The 19,828-nt window shown below is 62.8% G+C and carries 19 protein-coding genes and 1 tRNA gene; 10 read left to right on the top strand and 10 right to left on the bottom strand.

The annotated features are described in order from the left end of the window. Positions 1-49 precede the first annotated feature (49 nt). From groL to JWP26_RS20765, 4 genes are all read left to right on the top strand, one after another. The gene (gene groL / locus JWP26_RS20750; protein ID WP_299732414.1) at positions 50-1,693 is read left to right on the top strand and encodes a chaperonin GroEL; all 1,644 of its coding nucleotides are present in this window, start codon (positions 50-52) and stop codon (positions 1,691-1,693) included. Positions 1,694-1,947: 254 nt separating this feature from the next. Beyond that, positions 1,948-2,430 carry a hypothetical protein gene (locus tag JWP26_RS20755; RefSeq protein WP_299732417.1) on the top strand — a complete coding sequence of 161 codons (483 nt, stop codon included), beginning with the start codon at positions 1,948-1,950 and terminating at the stop codon, positions 2,428-2,430. 39 nt (positions 2,431-2,469) lie between these two features. Continuing rightward, the gene (locus JWP26_RS20760; protein ID WP_299732420.1) at positions 2,470-2,706 is read left to right on the top strand and encodes a BrnA antitoxin family protein; all 237 of its coding nucleotides are present in this window, start codon (positions 2,470-2,472) and stop codon (positions 2,704-2,706) included. Between the two features lie 157 nt (positions 2,707-2,863). Next, a complete protein-coding gene (locus JWP26_RS20765; protein ID WP_299732423.1) occupies positions 2,864-3,595 on the top strand; it encodes an EF-hand domain-containing protein in 732 nt (243 codons plus the stop codon). A gap of 29 nt (positions 3,596-3,624) precedes the next feature. Here JWP26_RS20765 and JWP26_RS20770 read toward each other — a convergent pair whose 3' ends face one another. From JWP26_RS20770 to JWP26_RS20805, 8 genes are all read right to left on the bottom strand, one after another. Further along, positions 3,625-4,374, bottom strand: coding sequence for a TSUP family transporter (locus JWP26_RS20770; protein ID WP_299732426.1), 750 nt, complete (start codon positions 4,372-4,374; stop codon positions 3,625-3,627). Between the two features lie 4 nt (positions 4,375-4,378). Next, on the bottom strand, positions 4,379-5,563 hold the full coding sequence (locus tag JWP26_RS20775; protein WP_299732429.1) for a glycosyltransferase family 2 protein: 1,185 nt from the start codon (positions 5,561-5,563) through the stop codon (positions 4,379-4,381). Between the two features lie 78 nt (positions 5,564-5,641). Then, entirely contained in the window at positions 5,642-5,971 is a 330-nt protein-coding gene (locus JWP26_RS20780) for a hypothetical protein (RefSeq protein ID WP_299732432.1), read from the bottom strand. A 10-nt stretch (positions 5,972-5,981) separates the two neighbouring features. After that, on the bottom strand, positions 5,982-6,689 hold the full coding sequence (gene hisG, locus JWP26_RS20785; RefSeq protein ID WP_299732435.1) for an ATP phosphoribosyltransferase: 708 nt from the start codon (positions 6,687-6,689) through the stop codon (positions 5,982-5,984). Further along, positions 6,689-7,753: an ATP phosphoribosyltransferase regulatory subunit gene (locus JWP26_RS20790; protein ID WP_299732437.1), complete on the bottom strand. Its 1,065-nt coding sequence runs from the start codon at positions 7,751-7,753 to the stop codon at positions 6,689-6,691. Before JWP26_RS20790 ends, hisG begins: the two co-directional genes overlap by 1 nt. Further along, complete coding sequence (gene hisS / locus JWP26_RS20795; RefSeq protein ID WP_299732439.1) at positions 7,750-9,246, bottom strand: histidine--tRNA ligase; 1,497 nt, start codon at positions 9,244-9,246, stop codon at positions 7,750-7,752. The genes JWP26_RS20790 and hisS overlap by 4 nt, the downstream gene beginning before the upstream one ends. 88 nt (positions 9,247-9,334) lie before the next feature. Further along, positions 9,335-9,604, bottom strand: a complete 270-nt coding sequence (locus JWP26_RS20800) for a hypothetical protein (protein WP_299732441.1) — start codon at positions 9,602-9,604, stop codon at positions 9,335-9,337. 471 nt (positions 9,605-10,075) lie between these two features. Then, positions 10,076-10,675, bottom strand: coding sequence for a DNA-3-methyladenine glycosylase I (locus tag JWP26_RS20805; RefSeq protein ID WP_299732469.1), 600 nt, complete (start codon positions 10,673-10,675; stop codon positions 10,076-10,078). Positions 10,676-10,886: 211 nt separating this feature from the next. On the opposite strand from JWP26_RS20805, the gene JWP26_RS20810 reads away from it, so the two are divergent. The 3 genes from JWP26_RS20810 to JWP26_RS20820 all read left to right on the top strand — a co-directional run bounded on the left by JWP26_RS20810 (position 10,887) and on the right by JWP26_RS20820 (position 13,718). Beyond that, positions 10,887-11,507 (top strand): L,D-transpeptidase, encoded by a 621-nt coding sequence (locus JWP26_RS20810; RefSeq protein ID WP_299732443.1) that lies wholly within the window; start codon positions 10,887-10,889, stop codon positions 11,505-11,507. Between the two features lie 62 nt (positions 11,508-11,569). Then, positions 11,570-13,330: a TadE/TadG family type IV pilus assembly protein gene (locus tag JWP26_RS20815; RefSeq protein WP_299732446.1), complete on the top strand. Its 1,761-nt coding sequence runs from the start codon at positions 11,570-11,572 to the stop codon at positions 13,328-13,330. 70 nt (positions 13,331-13,400) lie between these two features. Beyond that, positions 13,401-13,718, top strand: a complete 318-nt coding sequence (locus JWP26_RS20820; protein WP_299732449.1) for a hypothetical protein — start codon at positions 13,401-13,403, stop codon at positions 13,716-13,718. A gap of 12 nt (positions 13,719-13,730) precedes the next feature. Here JWP26_RS20820 and JWP26_RS20825 read toward each other — a convergent pair whose 3' ends face one another. Both JWP26_RS20825 and JWP26_RS20830 read right to left on the bottom strand, forming a co-directional pair. Next, the gene (locus JWP26_RS20825; protein WP_299732451.1) at positions 13,731-13,928 is read right to left on the bottom strand and encodes a hypothetical protein; all 198 of its coding nucleotides are present in this window, start codon (positions 13,926-13,928) and stop codon (positions 13,731-13,733) included. Between the two features lie 204 nt (positions 13,929-14,132). Then, positions 14,133-14,209, bottom strand: a tRNA-His gene (locus JWP26_RS20830). Positions 14,210-14,519: 310 nt separating this feature from the next. Between JWP26_RS20830 and JWP26_RS20835 the strand changes: the two genes are divergently transcribed. The 3 genes from JWP26_RS20835 to JWP26_RS20845 form a co-directional block, all read left to right on the top strand. Then, a complete protein-coding gene (locus tag JWP26_RS20835; RefSeq protein WP_299732454.1) occupies positions 14,520-17,177 on the top strand; it encodes a histidine kinase dimerization/phospho-acceptor domain-containing protein in 2,658 nt (885 codons plus the stop codon). Positions 17,178-17,349: 172 nt separating this feature from the next. Next, positions 17,350-18,831 (top strand): ABC transporter substrate-binding protein, encoded by a 1,482-nt coding sequence (locus JWP26_RS20840; RefSeq protein WP_299732457.1) that lies wholly within the window; start codon positions 17,350-17,352, stop codon positions 18,829-18,831. 171 nt (positions 18,832-19,002) lie between these two features. After that, the coding region (locus JWP26_RS20845) for an ABC transporter permease (protein WP_299732460.1) at positions 19,003-19,828 on the top strand (826 nt) is incomplete at its 3' end.

Here is a 19,828-nt window from a genome sequence, read left to right on the forward strand (position 1 = left end):
CGCCCTGCCCTTTCGGTCTGCCCTTTTCCGTTTTTAAGGAGCGCCTCACATGGCTGCTAAAGAAGTCAAATTCTCCACCGAAGCCCGCGACAAGATGCTGCGCGGCGTCAACATCCTGGCAAATGCCGTCAAGGTAACGCTCGGCCCCAAGGGTCGTAACGTCGTTATCGAAAAGTCGTTCGGCGCTCCGCGCATCACCAAGGACGGCGTCACCGTCGCCAAGGAAATCGAACTGGAAGACAAGTTCGAAAACCTGGGCGCACAGCTGCTGCGTTCGGTTGCGTCGAAGACCAACGACATTGCCGGTGACGGCACCACCACCGCGACCGTGCTCGGTCAGGCTATCGTGGTCGAAGGCGTCAAGGCCGTGGCTGCGGGCTTCAATCCGATGGATCTGAAGCGTGGCATCGACCTGGCCGTCGAAGAAGTTGTCGCCTCGCTGCAGGCTGCTTCCAAGAAGATCACCTCGACTGCCGAGATCGCCCAGGTCGGCACGATCTCCGCCAATGGCGAAAGCTTCATCGGCGAAGAAATCGCCAAGGCCATGGAAAAGGTCGGCAATTCGGGCGTCATCACGGTCGAAGAATCCAAGACCGCCGAGACCACCGTCGACATCGTCGAAGGCATGCAGTTCGATCGCGGCTACCTGTCGCCTTACTTCGTGACCAATGCCGAGAAGATGACGGCTGTGCTCGACGAGCCCCTGATCCTGCTGCACGAGAAGAAGCTCTCCAACCTGCAGGCTATCCTGCCGATCCTGGAAGCCGTCGTTCAGAGCCAGCGCCCGCTGCTCATCATCGCCGAAGACATCGAAGGTGAGGCTCTCGCGACCCTCGTCGTCAACCGTCTGCGTGGCGGCCTCAAGGTTGCGGCCGTCAAGGCTCCCGGCTTCGGCGATCGCCGCAAGGCAATGCTCGAAGACATCGCCATCCTGACCGGTGGCCAGGTGATTTCCGAAGACCTCGGCATTAAGCTCGAGAACGTGACCCTCGACATGCTCGGCACTGCCAAGCGCGTTGAAATCACCAAGGAAAACACGACCATCGTCGACGGTGCCGGCACCAAGGACGATATCGAAGGTCGCGTTGGCCAGATCAAGGCGCAGATCGAAGAAACCACTTCGGACTACGACAAGGAAAAGCTGCAGGAACGCCTGGCAAAGCTCGCCGGTGGCGTTGCGGTGATCAAGGTTGGCGGCTCGACGGAAGTTGAAGTCAAGGAACGCAAGGACCGCGTCGATGACGCGCTCAATGCAACCCGCGCTGCTGTTGAAGAAGGCATCGTGGCCGGCGGTGGCGTCGCGCTGCTGCGCGCTTCGCACGCCATCACCGTCAAGGGCGCCAACGCCGATCAGGCCGCTGGTATCAATATCGTTCGCCGCGCTCTGCAGGAGCCAGTGCGCACGATCGCCAACAATGCTGGTGCCGAAGGCTCCGTCGTCGTCGGCAAGATCCTTGAGAACAGCTCGATCACCTTCGGCTACAATGCCGCGACCGGTGAATATGGCGATCTGATCACCATGGGCGTTATCGATCCGGTGAAGGTGGTTCGCACCGCCCTGCAGGACGCGGCTTCGGTCGCTTCGCTGCTGATCACCACCGAAGCCCTTATCGTCGATGCTCCCAAGGACTCCGCGCCCCAGATGGGCGGCGGTGGCGGCGGCATGGGCGGCATGGGTGGCATGGACTTCTAAGGCTAACGCCTTAGATTCCTTTCGCTCACGGGCCGTTTCGTATTCAGTCCTCAAGGGGACTGAATACTGGCCCTGCGCGGGCGCGGCAGACGCCTGCCGGACTGCCTTGCAGCCTGGAAGAAACAAAGAGCTACAAGGTCTCGTAACTTCCCAGTCACGGACTTTGCAGAAGGCGCGGTGGAAACACCGCGCCTTTTTCGTTGCCCCAAATCCGCCGTGACGGCACCGCAGGGTGATGCATTCGGGAGGATTGAATGCGGAAAATAGCGATCGCGGTTCTGCTGCTGGGTAGCGTCGCTGCGCCCGCGATGGCGGATGACTCGTCGTACGTCGATGACCGGTCAACCGCCACGACGGTGATCGAGTCGTTCTACAATGCGATCAACCGTAGCGAATATGCGCGGGCTTATTCGTATTTTGGCGACAGTGCCGATAACCAGCCATTCTCGGAATTCCAGGCGGGTTATGCGGATACGGCTGGCGTGACGCTTAAGACTGGCGACGAAACGTCAGAGGGCGCGGCGGGGAGCACGTATTACACGCTGCCGGTCGCGATTGATGCTGAGGCTACCGACGGGACGCATAAGGTTTTCGCGGGGTGTTACCAGTTGCGGCTGGTGCAGCCAGCCTTGCAGGAAGAACCACCGTTTGCCCCGCTGCATATTGAAAAAGGCACGTTGAAACCGGTCAATGAGCCGTTTGAAAAAGTCACCATGACCACCTGCCCGGAATCATAGACAATCGCCCCTGCCCTTCCCTATTGCGTGACCTCACCCATGAAAACACCAACGACACGCCGCCCAACCAGTGCCATCGATCGCGCCGAGGCGGTTTTCAAGGCAGTCACCGCCAAGCCGGAGGTGGCTTCCAAGCCAGCCACGCCACCGGCGGGCAAGGAGATGGTGTCGCTGCGGCTGGACCGGGATGTGCTGGAGCATTTCCAGGAAGACGGGCCGGGCTGGCAGGAGCGGATCAACGCTGCATTGCGGGCAGCGGCTGGGCTGGAATCGTAGGATAGACGCGGCGTTCTGCTCGCCGCCCTAGCCAACATTACCGAATGATTAAATCTGCTGTTCCGGCTGTCCCAAAGCCGGACTTTAACGGGTGGTTAACCATGTCGGCTCTTGCTGCTCGGGCGCGGAAGTCCCGCGCGGGTCAATAGAGAGCACGATGTCGACAAGCACTATCGGAGGGTCGAACGCCGCGCAGATGATGCGCCCAGCGATGAAGCCACCGTCGTTCAACACGCTAGACCAGAATGCGGACGGCACGGTAACGCTGGACGAACTTATCGCCGGCGCGCCCGGGGGCGCAACGGATGCCAAAGCCAGCAAACGCGCAGAAGCGCTGTTCAAGGCGATAGACCAGGATGGTGACGGTAGCGTCACCAGCACGGAAAAAGACAGTTTCGACAGCAAGATGGCCGCCCAGCGGCAATCGATGCAGTTCATGACGCAGATGATGGCCGGTGGCCAGCAGCCGATCGACAATAACAGCCTGTTCGACCAGACCGACACGGACGGCAATGGCTCGGTGAGCCTGGCAGAACTGGGCGACGACGCGGGCGCCAAGGCCATCGGCAACGATGGATTGCAGAAGCTGTTCGCCATGATCGATGCCGACGGGGATGGCGCGATCAGCAAGACCGAAAGCTCGGACTTTCTCAATTCGGTGAAGTCGGCGGTGCTGGATATCGCCAGCGGCGGCGGGAAGACGGATAATGCTGCAGGCGGAATACCCAATGGTATGTCGCTGGCACAGGCGCTCAGCGATGACGGCCAAGACGATAACGAAGACAAGCCGTTCGACCTGATGAGCCTGGCGCAGAATGCCTATTCGAGCCAGGGCAAGGGCACCGACTTACTGAGTCAGTTGAAGGCGATCTTCGACAGCGCAGCATAACATTAGGCGGCGGGGCGACCCGCCGCTTTTTACGGAAAGAACAGCAGCTTCAGCGCCAGGGCGATGGAGATGACGACGACGAGGGGCCGGATCAGTTTGGCGCCGTAACGAATGCCGGTGCGGGCGCCGATATAGCCCCCGGCGAGCTGGCCAATGGCCATGGCGATGGCGGCAGGCCACAGCACGTCACCCGACGGAATGAACACCAGCAGCGCCGCGATATTGGACGTCAGGTTCAACAGCTTGGTGTGGCCGGTGGCGCGGGTAAGGCCCAGCCCGAACAGGGTGACGAAGCCGATGGTCATGAACGAGCCGGTGCCGGGGCCGAAAATGCCGTCGTAAAAGCCGAGGCAGAATCCCAGCAACGGCACGAAGCGCGCGAATGGCAGGCGGGCGTGCTTGTCGGTGTCGGACAGGTTCGGCGCGACCAGAAAATAGAGCGCGATGGCGATCAGGGCGATCGGCACCAGCGTGGTTAGGATCGACACATCCAGCCGCTTGACCACCAGGGCGCCAATGACGCTGCCGCAGAGGGTGAACAGGGCGGACAGGGCTAGGGCGCGAATATCGACGAAGCCGCGGCGCCAATAGGTGACGACGGCCATGGCCGTGCCGCAGGCGCCCTGCACCTTGTTGGTGGCAAGCGCCGCGACCGGGGGCAGGCCCACGAATAGCAGGGCCGGAATGCCGATCAGGCCGCCGCCGCCGGCCACGGCATCGACGAAGCCGGCGAGCAGGCCGACGCCGGTCAGGGATAGAAGGATCAGTGGATCGAGCATGGGATCACGAGTTTGACTGGCCGCCGATGCGGCCTTCGGAGAACGGAATATTGATCATCGACGACATGAAGCCACTCATCATCAGTTGAAAGCCGCAGACCAGGGCGGTCAAGGCGAGAATGGCGGCACGCATGGTGGTGCGCGGATCAAGATCGCCAAAGCCGCGTTGGGCCCATTCGCTCAGTCCCCAGCCAAGCGCGACGACGCCAGTCAGCATGAGAATGGCCGAGAGCAGCAGGATGCGTTCGAGGGTGATCGCTTCGAGGATACGATCATAAGTATCGGATGGCGGGATGAAGCCATAGCGCGAGGCGAAGCGGCGACCGATAATGGCGAAGGCAATCGACTGCACGCCGACGATGACGCAGAGCGCGGCGACAAGGAAGGTGTGGATGCCCAGCACCACGCCGCCAATATGCATGGGACCTGGCAGCAGAGCCGCGCCGCCGACAAGGCCGATCAGTAGCAACACCATACCGGGATAAAGAAACAGCCAGCGTGGCGAGAACAGCAGCAGGAAGCGCAGGTGGCGCCAGCCATCGCGGAAAGACCGCAGATGGGGCGCTCGGGAGCGGCCATCCTTGGACAGCGTGGTTGGCACCTCGCGCACGTCGAGATTGGCCAGCGTCGCCTTGACCACCATTTCGGAGGCGAATTCCATGCCGGTAGTGCGCAAATTGAGCGCCAGAATCGCGGCGCGGGAAAAGCCACGCAGGCCGCAGTGGAAATCATTGACCGGCGTGTGGAAAAACAGGCGGCCGACAAAGGACAAAGCCGGGTTGCCGATCTGGCGGTGATGCCAGGGCATGGCTCCGGGAGCGATGCCCCCGGCGAAGCGATTGCCCATCACCAGATCGGCCCCGTCGCGCAAGGCGGCGACGAACAGGTCCAGATTGGCGAAATCATAGCTGTCATCGGCATCGGCCATGATGACGAACCGCCCCCTGGCGGCATCGATGCCGCCCGCAAGAGCGGCGCCATAGCCCTTTTCGGGCACGGCGATAAGGCGAGCGCCGCTTGCGGTGGCGATGGCCTGAGAGCCGTCGGTGGAGCCGTTATCGGCGATGACGATTTCGCCGGCGATGCCGGCGCGGGTGAGAAAGGACCGGGCCTTGGCGATGCAAGCGGCCAAGGTCTCGGCCTCGTTGAGGCATGGCATCAGAATGGTCAGTTCGAGCGCGTCGCTCATGGGCGCCCTCCCCGGTTTCGTGCGCTGGGGAGGGCTTGTGCCGTGAAACTGGGTGACTGGCAATGGCGCCAGCGGCGATCAGTCGCCGCCACCGCCGCCGCCGCCATCGCCACCACCGGACGAGCCACTGTCGCTGCCGGACGAGCTGCCGCTATCCCCGGAGTTGTGGCTGCTGTCGTTGGGGCTTGAATGAGGGCTGCTATCGTGGCCGGGGTGGGTGCTGGTGTCGCTATTGGACGACCAAAAGCTGCTGTCGGTGCTGTCGCTGGAGCCGGCGGGAGCCCGATGGATTGGGCGGCCATCGGTGGGCACCTTGATGTTGAAGATCGAATTGAGGATGACGAAGACGACGAACGCCACGAGGGCGGCGGGGATCAGCAGAAACCAGAGGTCCCAAAGGTCTCCCATCGGGCGGCGATCAGAGATCGATCGCCGCGTCGAGGCGGGTGAGGACGACATCGAGCAGCGCGCGGCGCTCCGGGGTCCATGCAGCCGTGCGCGAAACCAGAAGGCACGCCTCGCTCTGAAGCAGCGTGCCGTCTTCGAGGACGCGCAGGGCGTTGGCGGTCAGGGTCGAGCCGGTGGTGGTGATATCGACGATGATGTCGGCCACGCCCGAGGCCGGGGCGGCTTCGGTGGCGCCGAGGCTTTCCACGATGCGGTATTCGGCAATGCCGGCCTTGGCGAAATGCTGGCGGGTGATGGTGATGTATTTGGTGGCGATGCGCAGCCAGCGGCCGTGGCGCGAGCGGAAATCGGAGGCAACATCGGCCAGGTCGTGCATGTGGGTGACGTCGATCCAGGCGTCGGGGACAGCGACAACGACATCGGCGGAACCGAAACCGAGGGGCTTGGCGAAGACGACCGAGGCGGGGCCGGATTCGCTGGTCTCGTGGATCAGGTCGCGGCCGGTGACGCCGAAATCGATGGTGCCACGGATCAGTTCGCGGGCGATTTCGGAGGCAGGGAAGAAGCGCACCGTGACGTCCGGCAGGCCCTCGATGGCGCCCAGATAGGAGCGGGCGCCGCCGGGGCGGGTGATGGTGAGGCCGTTATCGGCGAACCATTCGCGGGTGAGTTCTTCGAGACGGCCCTTGCTGGGAACCGCCAGAGTAATACCGGCCATTATGCGGCCTCCGCTTCGAGGCGATCGACCCAGACGGAACAGCCGGAGGCAGCGATGGGGGCCACGGCACCGAGGCGCTCGAGCAGGCGATCGTATTGGCCACCAGAGGCGAGGATTTCGCCACGCGGACCGGTCATTTCGAAGACGATGCCGGTGTAATAATCCAGCCGCGGCGAGAAGTTGGCGTCGAAGCTGACGCTGGCCTCGCCGAGATTATCGAGGTGGTGGCGGATAGATTTAAGGCGCGGGGCTAGGTCGATGCGGGCGGCGCGAGCCAGCGTTTCGATGCGGGTCAGTGACTGTAGTGCCGGGCCGGAAATGGCGAGGTAGTCGCGGAGCAGCTTGAGGGTCGCGGGGGGGATTTGCGCGGCGTCTAGGGCTTGCTGTTCGAGGTAGCGGTCGGCGATTTCGGTGGGTGTGCGGCCTTCGGAGAGGCTGAGGCCGGCGGCGACCATCTGCTCGGTGATGTCATCGACCATGGCTTCGCGTGAGGGTTGCTCGGCGCGGGGCAATTCGGGCGCGGATTCGAGGCGCGTCAGCAGGCGATCGAGCGCTTCGGTATGGCCGAAGCGCTGGCGAATGCGCGAGCGCCAGGGGGCGGGCATATCGGCCTGCGCGAGGAGGGATTCGAAGAGGCCAACGCCGCCGAGGTGGATGGTGGGGCTGACGCCGAACAGGTCGAGCGCGGCGCGGGCGAAGGTCAGCACCTGATCGAGCGCGACATCACCATCGGGTTGGGCCAGCAGCTCGATGCCGGCTTGGTCGAATTCGGCAGGGCCGGTTTCGCGCTGGCGGAAAATGGGGCCGAGATAGGAGAAGGCGGCGGGTTCGCCGACGCCGTCCTCAATATAGGCCTTGACGATGGGCAGGGTGAAATCTGGGCGCAGGCAGTATTCGGCGCCCGTGGTGGCGGTGGTCAGCAGCAGTCGACGGCCGAATTCCTCGCCGGCCAGATCGAAGTATGGGTCGGCCGGAAGCAAGAGCGGCGGCGTGGCGCGGGTGGCGCCCTGGGCCTCGACCAGATCTTCGAGCGCTGTGCGGCGCTGGGCGGCGGCAGCGGTCATTGCTCGGCCAGCAGCTTCTGAATCGCAGCCACCAACTCCTCGCGTTTCACTTCAAACTGGCCCGGCCTTGCGGCTTTCCATTCGGCGTTGTCGGTGATGGCGGCGGCGGCTTGCTTGCCGGCGATCAGGTCCTTGATCTGGAGGATACCCTGCTCGCGCTCCTGGCTGCCTTCGATGATGACGGCGGGGGCGTTGCGCTTGTCGGCATAGGCGACCTGCTTGCCGAAATTCTTGGAATTACCCAGGAACATTTCGGCGCGGATGCCGGCCTTGCGCAGGTCCGACACCATGGCCTGGTAGCCAGCGGTCTGGTCCTTGTCCATGACGAGGACGACGACGGGGCCGGTGGGCTCAGCGGTGGTGACGTTGCCGGTGAGCTTGAGCGCATTGAACAGGCGCGAGACGCCGATGGAGAAACCGGTAGCGGGGACGGGCTCGCGGCGGAAGCGGGAGACGAGCCCATCGTAACGGCCACCGCCCCCGACTGAGCCGAAGACGACCGGCTGGCCTTTTTCATTGGTGACCTGGAAGGTCAATTCGATCTCGAAAACCGGGCCGGTGTAATATTCAAGGCCGCGGACGACGGAGGGGTCGAGGATGACGCGGCCGCCAAAGCCGGCGGCGCTGACGAGGCCAAAAATGCTGGCGAGTTCCTGCACACCGGCAAGGCCGGTTTCCGAGCCGCTGACGAGGCCGGCAAGGGTGTTGATGACGGCGATGACGTGGGTGTTGCTGCCCTTTTCGACGCCCGCGGCCGGGGTGCCGCTTTCGATATAGGCGACCACGGTGTCGATCTGATCGGCGTTGAGACCGGCGCCCTTGGTGAAGTCGCCGCTGTCATCCTTGCGACCGGCGCCGAGGAGGAGCTTGACGCCGGCGGTGCCGAACTTGTCGAGCTTGTCGATGGCGCGGAGGACAATGAGCTTTTGTTCGTCGGTGGCGACGCCGGCAGTGGCGAGGACGCCGTCGAGCACTTTGCGGTTGTTGACGCGCACGACATATTTACCGCCGAGGCCGAGTTCGTCCATGACGTCGGCCATCATCATGCACATTTCGGCGTCGGCTTCGGGGCTGCCGGCCCCGACCGTATCGGCATCGAACTGCATGAACTGGCGGAAGCGGCCCGGGCCTGGGCGTTCGTTGCGGAAGACGTAGCCCTGGCGGTAGGAGCGATAGGGCTTGGGCAGGGTTTCGAAATTTTCGGCGAAGTGGCGGGCGAGCGGCGCGGTGAGGTCGTAGCGGAGGGACATCCACTGCTCGTCATCGTCCTGCAAGGAAAAGACGCCGGCATTGGGCCGGTCGGTATCGGGCAGGAACTTGCCGAGGGTCTCGGTATATTCAAAGAGCGGGGTTTCGACCGGATCGAAGCCATAGCGTTCGTAGACGCCCTTGATCTTGTCGATCATCGCGCCGACAGCGGCGATTTCGCCGGGGGTGCGATCCTCGAAACCGCGCGGCAGGCGCGGCGTGATCAGCTTGGTTTTCTCGGTCATATCTGGAGTCCTGCTCAGTCGGCGTGTTCGTAGCGGATCGGGGATGGGGTGACAACAGGGGCCGATGCAGCGCACCGGCCCCCTGCCCTCACATGCCGGGCCTGCGGAGCGGGTCCGGGGAGGCGACACTGTGGGGATGGATGGGGATATCCATCCAGTAAACGGCGTGCTCCTCCGCCGGCAGGCCGACATCGACCCGCAAATAGGCGGGCAGGTTCGGCGGCAGGCGGGGACGGCTCCACCAGGCGCGGATAGCCGTAATCAGGACGGGCAGCAGCCCGCGCTGTGCAACGGCATCAGCGATGGAGAATTCAAGGCGCAGCGTGACGCTGCGCGGATCGAGCGCTTCATAGGTCATGGGATTTCCGGACGCGAATGAACGCGGGCCGGCCTCTGTTGAGTGTGGGTGGATGGGCGGGAATCGGAGTCGAAAACGACCCGGTTTCAGCGCATCACGGTTCTAGGCGTTGGGGTGTCCACGGGTCGAGACGACCGGTGGCATTGGCGTGAGGACTAGCCTCGTACGCAATGCAGATGATGTGGCCCCTGGCGGAGATTGGTCATGGCATTCATGCGGCGCTCCCTCAGGTTGGCGTTTGTGGACGGTTTGCTGGTAACTCACGGCAGCGTGAGTTGGCAAGAGGGGGTGTGGCGGGATGACGCAGGCGGCGGCGTTGTGTTGCGGGAAAGGCACAGGGGGTTGGAGGCCTTGAACCCGCAGCGTCATTCCCGCCAAGCGGGAAACCATTCTTGGCGGGTGTGGATTGAATGGGTTCCCGCTTTCGCGGGAATGACGTCGTGGGTGATGTGATGGCGCGGCGGGAAGTCGCTATGCCGGCCGTTGGAGCGCGTTGCGTTCGGCCTCGACTTCAGCACGGCAGAAGCAGGTTTCGAGGTGGTCGTTGACCAGGCCCATGGCCTGCATGAAGGCGTAGCAGGTGGTGGGGCCGACGAAGTTGAAACCGCGTTTGCGCAGGTCCTTGGAGAGGGCGCGGGAGGCGTCGGTCTGGGCGAGGAGGCGCAGAGCATCTAGCGTCATCTCGGCGGGGCGATGCTCAGGCAAGGTTTCGAAGCGCCAGAAATAGGCGGCGAGCGAGCCGAATTCCTTTTGCACTTCGAGGGCGCGCTTGGCGTTGTTGATGGTGGCGGCGATCTTGCCGCGATGACGGATGATGCCGGCGTCCTGCAGCAGGACCTCCATGTCAGCCTCGGTCATGGCGGCGACCTTGGCGATATTGAAGCCGTGGAAGACTTCGCGGAAACGGTCGCGCTTGCGCAGGATGGTGATCCAGGCGAGACCCGACTGGAAACCCTCAAGGCAAATCTTTTCGAACAGGCGCTCGTCGGAGGTGACGGGGCGACCCCATTCGCGGTCGTGGTAGCGACGATACAGCAGATCGTCGCCGGCGCCCCAGGGGCAGCGCGGCAGCGTGGGGTCGAGTTCTGGGGAATCGATCAAGGCAGGCTCCGCCGTAGTGCACGAGACTGTTTAAACCGTGGGCCTGCTGACAGTCCATGGCAGGAGGCCCGTTGACGCTTCGCTAACCAAACCAATCGGCAGGGGCTTAACCATGCGGCTTCACGGCAAATTGGCCAATTTGGGCGACAGTGCGGGCAGTCGTCGAACCGGATGAAACGCCATGTCGCTGCTGCGTGTTGCTGCCAAGAGCCTGCTGGTATTGCTGGCGTCCGCGCCGCTGATCGCGCCGAGCTTTGCCGAGCAGCGGGCCTGGCTGTATCCGCCACCGCCGGGCATCACCATCGGCAATGGCGCGCCGCGCCATGCGCTGATGATGCAGGCCAATACGCAGGTCAACCCGATCTACCTGCGGCAGGTGGTGCGTTACGAAACCCAAGAGCGCAGCGGCACGCTGGTGGTCGATACGCGCAGCCATTTCCTCTATTTCGTGCTCGGAGGCGGACGCGCCCTGCGCTATGGCATCGGGGTCGCCAAATCGGGCTTTGAATGGCGCGGCACGCACCAGATCACCAATAAGCGCGAATGGCCGGACTGGACGCCACCGGCCGAGATGCTGCAGCGCCGTCCGGAATTGCCGCGCCACATGGCGGGTGGCGTCGATAATCCGCTGGGCGCGCGGGCAATGTATATCGGATCGACGCTCTACCGCATTCACGGCACGACCGAGCCGTGGAGCATCGGCCAGGATGTGTCGTCGGGCTGCATCCGCATGACGAACGCGGATGTGATAGACCTTTACGATCGGGTAAAACTTTATACGAAGGTGGTTGTGCTTTCCTAAGGATTTTCCAGCACATTGAAGGCTGCCCTGATCCGGGGCGAATGCCTTTGGATGCCAGCGTCATGGGTCGCCTCGTTAATCTGCTCAAGCAATTCCGCAGCGATGAACGCGGCGTGTTCGGCGTGATCTTTGCGCTCACGGCCATCGTTCTGATCGCGCTGAGCGGTGCAGTCGTCGATTTCGTCACTGTGGAACAAGCGCGCAATCGCGCCCAGGTGGCGCTCGATGCCGCCGCACTGGCGCTGCAGAAAGACATTTTCCTGACACCGCTGAATGCAGCCGCGATCCAGAGCAAGGCGCAGGCGCTGGTCACCGACCAGATTGGCGACGATCGCATCAAGGCGACACTGAATGCGCCGGTTATCAGCGTCAACAATGGCTCGCTTTATCTGTCTGCCCATCTGACGGTGCCGACGATATTCGTGGCGCTGGTTGGGGTGAACCAGATGGACGCCAACATCATCTCCGAGGCTCGGCGCAAGAAGACTGCCCTCGAGATGGTAATGGTGCTGGATAATTCGGGCTCCATGGCAGGAGCGCGCATGACCAATCTGAAGTCAGCGTCGACCTGCGCGACCAATATTCTGTTCTACGGCACTGTGAACGACACGACTTGCGTTCCGGTGAGCACGGCTAAGGTCACCGAGAACGTATCGATCGGCATCGTGCCTTTCACCGTCATGGTCAATGTCGGCACGCAGTACAAGGATGCGACCTGGCTCGACTGGACTGGCAAGTCGTCGGTTTCGCGTACAAATTTCGATAATGACGACGATGCAACGACGACATTTGCCGGGCCTGTGGACCGCAAGGCGCTATTCACGACCACGGGAACTACTTGGGCCGGGTGTGTCGAGGCGCGAAAATCCCCGTACGACACGACCGATGATGCAGCGACAACAACCAATCCAGACACGCTGTTCGTGCCGCTGTTTACCCCCGACCCCAATAGCGCCTATGCCAAAGGCGCTTTGCGGCCCGCCGTAGCTGCCGGTGGAGAGAACAATTACCTCGCATCGGACACTCCAGTCGGGAAATGTCCAATCAGGACCTGCGAGGTCACCACGGTTAGTGGCAATACAACCTACAAGATGACCGACGGCAGCGTGGTGACAACGCCGGCTGCGTCATGCGTGCGCAGCGACAGCGTGTTCCTAAGCAAGTCGGGCAACACCGAGACCTATAGTCTGCTCAGCCGGGTCGAACTGCAAAATCGTCTCTGCAAGTACACCGGCTTTACGGTGACGAACGACAAGACCAATTACGGCTGCCCCAGTGTGCCGGTATTGCCGATGACCCAGATACCTAAGTCAGTTACCGACCGCATTACCAGTATGGTGGCCGCCGGTTCGACCAATATCCAGCAAGGCGCAGTGTGGGGCATGCACGCGCTGACCCATGAAGAGCCGATGACCGAAGGCAGCGACAAGAGCGATATCGACGTTCGCAAGGCGCTGATTATCATGACCGATGGTGAGAACGACCCACCGTTCACCGCCAGCGATGTCAATGGAGGCGCTTACTTTTCGTGGGGCTTCCCCTTTGACGGGCGGCTTGCCGAATTCGTCAACCAGGTGGACACCGAAACCAAGGTCCGCGCCATTCAGGACGCCAAGACGCTGGCAGCCTGCACCTATGCCAAGAACGTCCGACATATTGAAGTATACACGATCGGGCTGTCATCGCCCGCAGGGGTCAAGGCCATGCTGACCACCTGTTCGTCAGGCTCGGGATACAACTTTTTTCCCAACGATCCGAAGGACCTGATTTCCGTGTTCCGGGCGATCGCGAACCAGTTGGCGCCGCTGACCATTGCGCAATAACGTGACGGGTTTTCAATGGCGGACCAAGAAGGCGCTAGGCAGTCGAGCGGCCGGCACGGTATGCTGAGCCATGGCAGATACATATCGAGCATGGCTGCGCGGCGACGCGAAATGGCAGGACATTTCCGTCATCGACCTGCGGACGCTGGACGGCACCGGCAAGCGCCTGCAAACGGCGGGCCTCAAGACGCTGGGCGAGATCGATCCGATGACCGGCCCGGAGCTGCTCAAGCTGCCGGGGCTTGGCGTCGGTGTGATCAAGAGCGTCCGCGCCATCATCAAGACCTGCAAGAGCACTGACAGGCGTCGCAAGCGGACCGGTTATGCCCCGCGGGCGGAGCCGGTTTCGCCCAGTCCGCTGCGCTCCGAGCTAATCAAGGGCAGCTAAGACGGCCGCGGCTTACTCCCGCTCGGGTTCGCCTTCGTCTTCGTCATCGTCTTCAAAACATTGCCAGAAGAAGCGGTTGAGCTGGGTATCGACCTCTTCCTGGCCGATATTAGCGGCCAGCAGTTCAGCTTTCAGGCGCGCATAGGCCTGGCGATCGGCCGGCGAAATATTCTGGGCGGTGCTGTCATGGCGGCGGAAGCTGGCGGGCATGGGTTAAGTCCTTGAGAGCGCGCAAGTCGCGGATGATGTTGCCAAGTCTAGGCCATGCGAAGGCAGGAAACGCCGCGTGAGCCGTAATAATTTGTACAAGGATGGCTGCGCTAGATAGGCCATCGAGGCGTCCACTCATGCCGGCCCATCGCGCACAGCGCTGCCGAGCAAGACAAAGACGCCAGCAATTTCAACGGGGTGGAATGGTACCACCTCTCGGGATCGAACCGAGGACCTCTAGATCCACAATCTAGCGCTCTAACCAACTGAGCTAAGGCGGCACGACTTTTCGGCGGCGGCTTTGACAAGCCCCCGAAAACGGCCGGAACATAGGTCGAGTTTCCCGAGATGACAAGCACCGATTTCAGCGCGTCCACAGGCTGGTCCGAAACGCGGTCGCAATGACGATTGGTAAGGTTTGGCGTTTAACCATCCCAATGTTTGGCTGCGTGGGAGGCCCCCGCGGCTATGGACCGGCCAGTGGGCACACTATATTGAGAAAACGTGAAGTTTTGTGAGGAGTTGTGCCACGCTGGCACACAATTGCGCTGCCACCGGTAACGCGATACGCCGAATCGGGTTTTTGACTTTATGAATGCTGACTGGACCACATCGCCAAGCGCCCGCCGCGTGCTGCAGCACGACGCGGACTCGCGCCCGGCATGGCTGTGGTCGCAGGATGGGCAGACCCTGATCTGGCAGAATGCTGCCGCCGAGTTGTTCCTGGCCAAGATGAAAAAGCACGGCCTGAAGCTGGCGCTGCCGGCGATCCCGATAAAAGGGCAGATCGCGCGCAATATTCGTTTGGGTTCGAGCGGGCGAACGAGCCTAGCGCGCATCCAGTTCCTCGCCGGCGAGAAGCCCACATCGAGCACCTGCGCGACAACGCCCCTGCTATGGGAAGACGAGCAGCCGGTCTTGCTGATCGTTGGCGTCGACCCGATCGATGCCGAAATCCTGGCCGCGGCGGAGGTGGCACGCGACGGTGGCGACGGCGGGGTGCCGATCGTAGCGCCGGTGCAGGCGGCAGCAGATGAGCCGCAGGCCGCCGCAGCGGTGGACTCGATCGCGACGATTATCGCCGCGGACGACAATGCCTATGAGCGGGAGCTGGAAAGCTGGCGCGCTGTCGACCAAGACCAGGCCTACGAGCCGGTTGTGGCCGAAGAGCAGGCGGCTCCGGAAATTGCCGCTGTCGAAATGGCCGACGCGACAACGCCAAAAGCCAATGGCGCGGCCGACGAATGGCATGACGAAGAAGCGCTGCATGAGCCGGAAGCTCTGGTTGCTGCCGAGACGCCTCTAGAACCGCCAGAAGCTTTTGACGAGTCCGAAACACCGGCAGTGCGAGGCCCGAGCAGGCTATCAAACCTCGTCGATCGCCTCGCTGCGGATGACCACCTTTATTCGCCGCTGACCGACGCGGACGATGTGGTGCTGGCCAACCTTGAGCCTGAGCTCGAGCTTGCCGCGGGCGAGGCAGCGCCGCAATTGTTCACGATAACGGGGCGGGGCTTTACGCCGGTAGAGCAGGACGCGGAGCAGACCGACGCCGAGGCCGATCTTGGCGATCTGGAGCGCCTGGACGAAGCGTTTACGCCCGAAGAGCCGGTTCCCGAGGAACTGGAGCCGAGCGATGCCGCACCGAACGCCACTGAACTGGCGGCGGTGCAGGAAGCATTGGCCGCGCTTGGTCCCGCGACAGCACCCGACACCGATACCGTCGAGCGGGTATCGCGCTATAATTTCGATGAGCTATCGCGCATCCTGAACGACCGCGTCGGCGAGACCGCGCCGCAGCCAAGCAGCCTGACGCCGATCGAGGCGCCGGCAACCACCGGAGCGCTGGTCAATCTGGGCGGGGAAACGCTGGTGCTGAACCGGTTGCCGCTGGGCATTCTGGTGTTCCGCGACCAACAGATCTTGTTCGCCAACCGCGCGATCACCGAAATGGTCGGCTATGGTTCGGTCGAGACCCTGCGCAATGCCGGGCTGGCCTCGGTGTTTCCAGCTGCCGGCACCGAGGGGCAGCAGGCAGGTCCGGTAAACCACCTCGTGCAGCGCGATGGCACGCTGGTGCCAGTAACGGCACGGCTGCAGTCGATTTCCTGGCAGGGGCGCCCTGCCCTGATGCTATCGGCCAGCGCCACCGAAGTGCGCACCGGCCATGAGGCGGCGGTGCGGGCCTTCGCCGAAAGCTTTGCCGATACGCGGGGCGACGGGTTTTTCGAGACCAACCGCGCCGGCGTGATCGCGGCCATCAATGGCAAGGCGGCCGTGCTGCTGGGTCAGGATGCGCCGACGCTGATGGGCAAGGCGCTGAGCGCGGTGATCGCGCCGCAGGACCTGTCGATGCTGCAGGAATTCCTGGAACGTCCGGCGCGGTTTGCCGAGACGGCGCGGCCTTGCGTCAGCCTGCGTGGCGCCAGCAACGGCGCCGAAATCCTGGTGTTCGCGCAGGGACAGGCGGGGACAGTCACCGGCTATTTCGGCTTCGTGCACCCGCGCGAGCGGCAGGCGCCAGTGCAGATTTCCGGCCCCGCCGAGGTCGATCCGGCGCTGCTTGCACGCATCAGCCGCGGGGTGCGGCGACCGCTCAATACCATCATCGGATTTTCCGACCTGATCCGGTCAGAGGCGTTCGGCGCCCTGGCCAATGAACGCTACGAGGGCTACGCCGACGACATCGCCAAGGCGGGGCACGAGATTACCGCGCTGGTGGATGAGCTGGATGATTTCACCCGGCTGCGGGACGGGCGCTATCTGCCGCAGCGGGCGAGTATCGACCTTACGGGACTGCTCGAAAGCTGCGTGGTGCGCATCCGCAGCCAGGCGAGCAATTCGCGCGTCATCGTGCGCAATGCCATCAGCGAAACGCTGCCCAAGGTGACGGCGGACCGCGCATCGCTGGCGCAGGCCGTGCTGAACCTGTTGGCCAGCGCCATCGATCAAACGCCGACCGGCGGCGCAGTGGTGATTTCGGCGCAGCACGAGGATGATGGCGGCATTTCCATCCATGTGCGCGACAGTTCGACCAATGCTGTGGATTTGGCTGAGCGCTTCGTAGTGTTCCGCGATGGCACCGGGCGCGACGGACAGGTGCTGGCCCCAGTACGATCGAGCGTGGGGCTGGCGCTGACGCGTTCGCTGTTGGCGGTTAATGCGTTCTCGTTGTCGGTCGATCCGGCGGGGGAACAGGGGCTGCTGTTTTCACTGCTGATCCCGGCAGATCTGGTCGCACAATCCTGATCCGACGACTCTTGCGGAGATTCTTGCTCCCCCAGGCGCGGTTGGTAGGAAAGTATAACGTCTGGGCCTGCTGCCATGTTAGTGGCGATCTCCTATACCATCTGGCCATGAGCGGCGGGACACGCCGGCCGGTTGGCAGCGCCACAGCGCTGCAACGTTTGGGAGCGACCTAATGGGCAAATTGATTCGCGGTTTGGGCTTGGCCCTGGCGCTGGTGACAGCGCTGGCGGGAACGGCAAGCGCCGCGCCGACCGAAATCCGCATCGGCGTGGCTCTGGAGCCACCGACCCTCGATCCAACGGCGGGCGCCGCCGAGGCCATCGATATCGTGGTCTATCAGAACGTCTTCGAGGGCCTGACGCGCATCGACGAGAACGGCGCGGTGCAGCCGGGTCTTGCGACTTCGTGGACGATTTCGGACGACAACCTGACCTATACGTTCAAGCTGGCCGATGGCGTGACTTTCCACGACGGCACCACCTTTGACGCCAATGACGTCAAGTTCAGCTTCGACCGCATCTCAGCGCCCGACAGCCTCAATGCGCACAAGGAATTTTATTCGGTCATCCAGAGCGTGACGGTGATTGATCCGCTGACGGTCGAGTTCAAGCTGAGCAAGGCCGTGGGCCGCTTCCTGTTCGATATCGGCCGCGGTGACGCGGTAATCGTGGCGCCGGAAAGCGCCGCCACCAATGCCACCAACCCGATCGGCACCGGGCCATTCAGCTTCGTGCAGTGGGACAAGGGCAGTCGCGTGGTGCTGGAGCGGTATGACCCCTATTGGGGCAAGCCGGTGGCGCTGACCAAGGCCAGCTTCGTGTTCATCAGCGACACCGCGACCGTGACCAATGCGCTGCTGGCCGAGGATATCGACGGCACCAACAACTTTGCGCCGGAAGCGCTGGACGTATTCAAGAGCGATCCACGTTTCACCGTGTTGGTGGGCACGACCGAGGGCGAGACGATCCTCGGGACCAACAACAAGAAAGCGCCGTTCGACAATCTGAAAGTGCGCCAAGCCATGGCCTATGCGCTGGATCGCAAGGCCATCATCGATGGGGCGACCTATGGTTATGGCACTCCGATCGGCAGCGCCTTTGCGCCGCACAACCCCTACTATGTCGATCTGACCGGCACCTACCCCTACGATCCGGAAAAGGCCAAGGCACTGCTGGCCGAGGCCGGCTATCCCGATGGATTCAGCGCCACGCTGAAGCTGCCGCCGGTGGGCTATGCGACTTTGAGCGGGCAGATCATCGCATCGCAGTTCGCCAAAGTCGGCATCAAGCTGGAACTGATCAATATCGAATTCGCGCAGTGGCTGCAGGATGTCTATACCAACCACGATTTCGACCTGACCATCATCAGCCATGTCGAGCCGTTCGATATTGGTAATTACGCCAATCCCAACTACTACTGGGGCTACGACAATCCCAAGTTCCAGGCCTTGAACGAGACGCTGAATGGTACGACCGACGAGGCCAAGCGCAAGGAACTCGCCATCGAGTTGCAGACGATCATCGCCGATGACGCGGTCAATGGGTACCTATTCGAGCTGGCGCAGACCGGGGTTTGGAACGCCAAGCTCACCGGCATGTGGAAGAACTCGCCGATCGAGGGACTTGTTTTGCGCGATATTCACTGGGTGGATTGAGCACTCCAACACCTCCAGTGACCACCTAAAGACCACCCCCCTCCCAACCTCCCCCGCAAGGGGGGAGGTGCCGTTCCGTGGTTGGGACTCGATACTGCCAAACCCACCGGCAGACACCCTCCCCCTTGCGGGGAGGGCTGGGGAGGGGGTTGCCCTCCCATCGGCCGCTGCATGACCCTCTTCATCCTCAAACGCCTTCTCGGCTTTGCCGTGACCCTGCTCGTCGCCGCAGCCGTGATTTTCTACCTGCTCGATCTGCTGCCCGGCGACTCAGCCCAATTCATCCTCGGCATCAATGCCAGCCCCGAGGCAGTGGCTAAACTGCGGATACAACTCGGACTGGACGCACCGGCATTCGAGCGTTTCCTCGGCTGGATCTGGGGCATGCTGCACGGCGATTTCGGAATTTCTTACACGCAGAGCGCGCCGGTGGCGCAACTGATCGCCGAGCGGCTCTGGGTGACGCTGCCGCTGGCCGTGTTCGCCATGATCATCTCGATGCTGGTCGGTTTGCCGTTGGGCATCCTGGCGGCACGGATGCGCGGGCGCGCGCCTGATACCGGCATCATGGTGCTGGCACAGATGGGTATCGCGATCCCCAATTTCTGGTTCGGCATGTTGCTGGTCCTGCTGTTCGCGGTGAGCCTGCGCTGGCTGCCGCCGGGAGGTTTTACCCCCTGGAGCGAAGATGGCTGGAAGGCGCTGCGCGGCTTGATCCTGCCCAGCCTGGCGCTGGCGCTGCCGCAGGCGTCGATCCTGGCGCGGGTGATGCGCACGGCGCTCGTGGACGTACAAGGGCAGGACTTCATCCGCACGGCGCGGGCCAAGGGCATGACCATGGGCGAGGCGGTGTGGCGGCACGGCGTGCGCAACGCGCTGCTGCCGGTGATCACGATCCTGGGGCTGCAGTTTGCGTATCTTCTGGCCGGCACGATCATCGTCGAGAACGTCTTCTACCTGCCCGGGCTCGGGAAACTGATCTTCACCGCCATTTCCG

The sequence above is a fragment of the Devosia sp. genome (assembly GCF_028290435.1).
Lineage (GTDB): Bacteria > Pseudomonadota > Alphaproteobacteria > Rhizobiales > Devosiaceae > Devosia.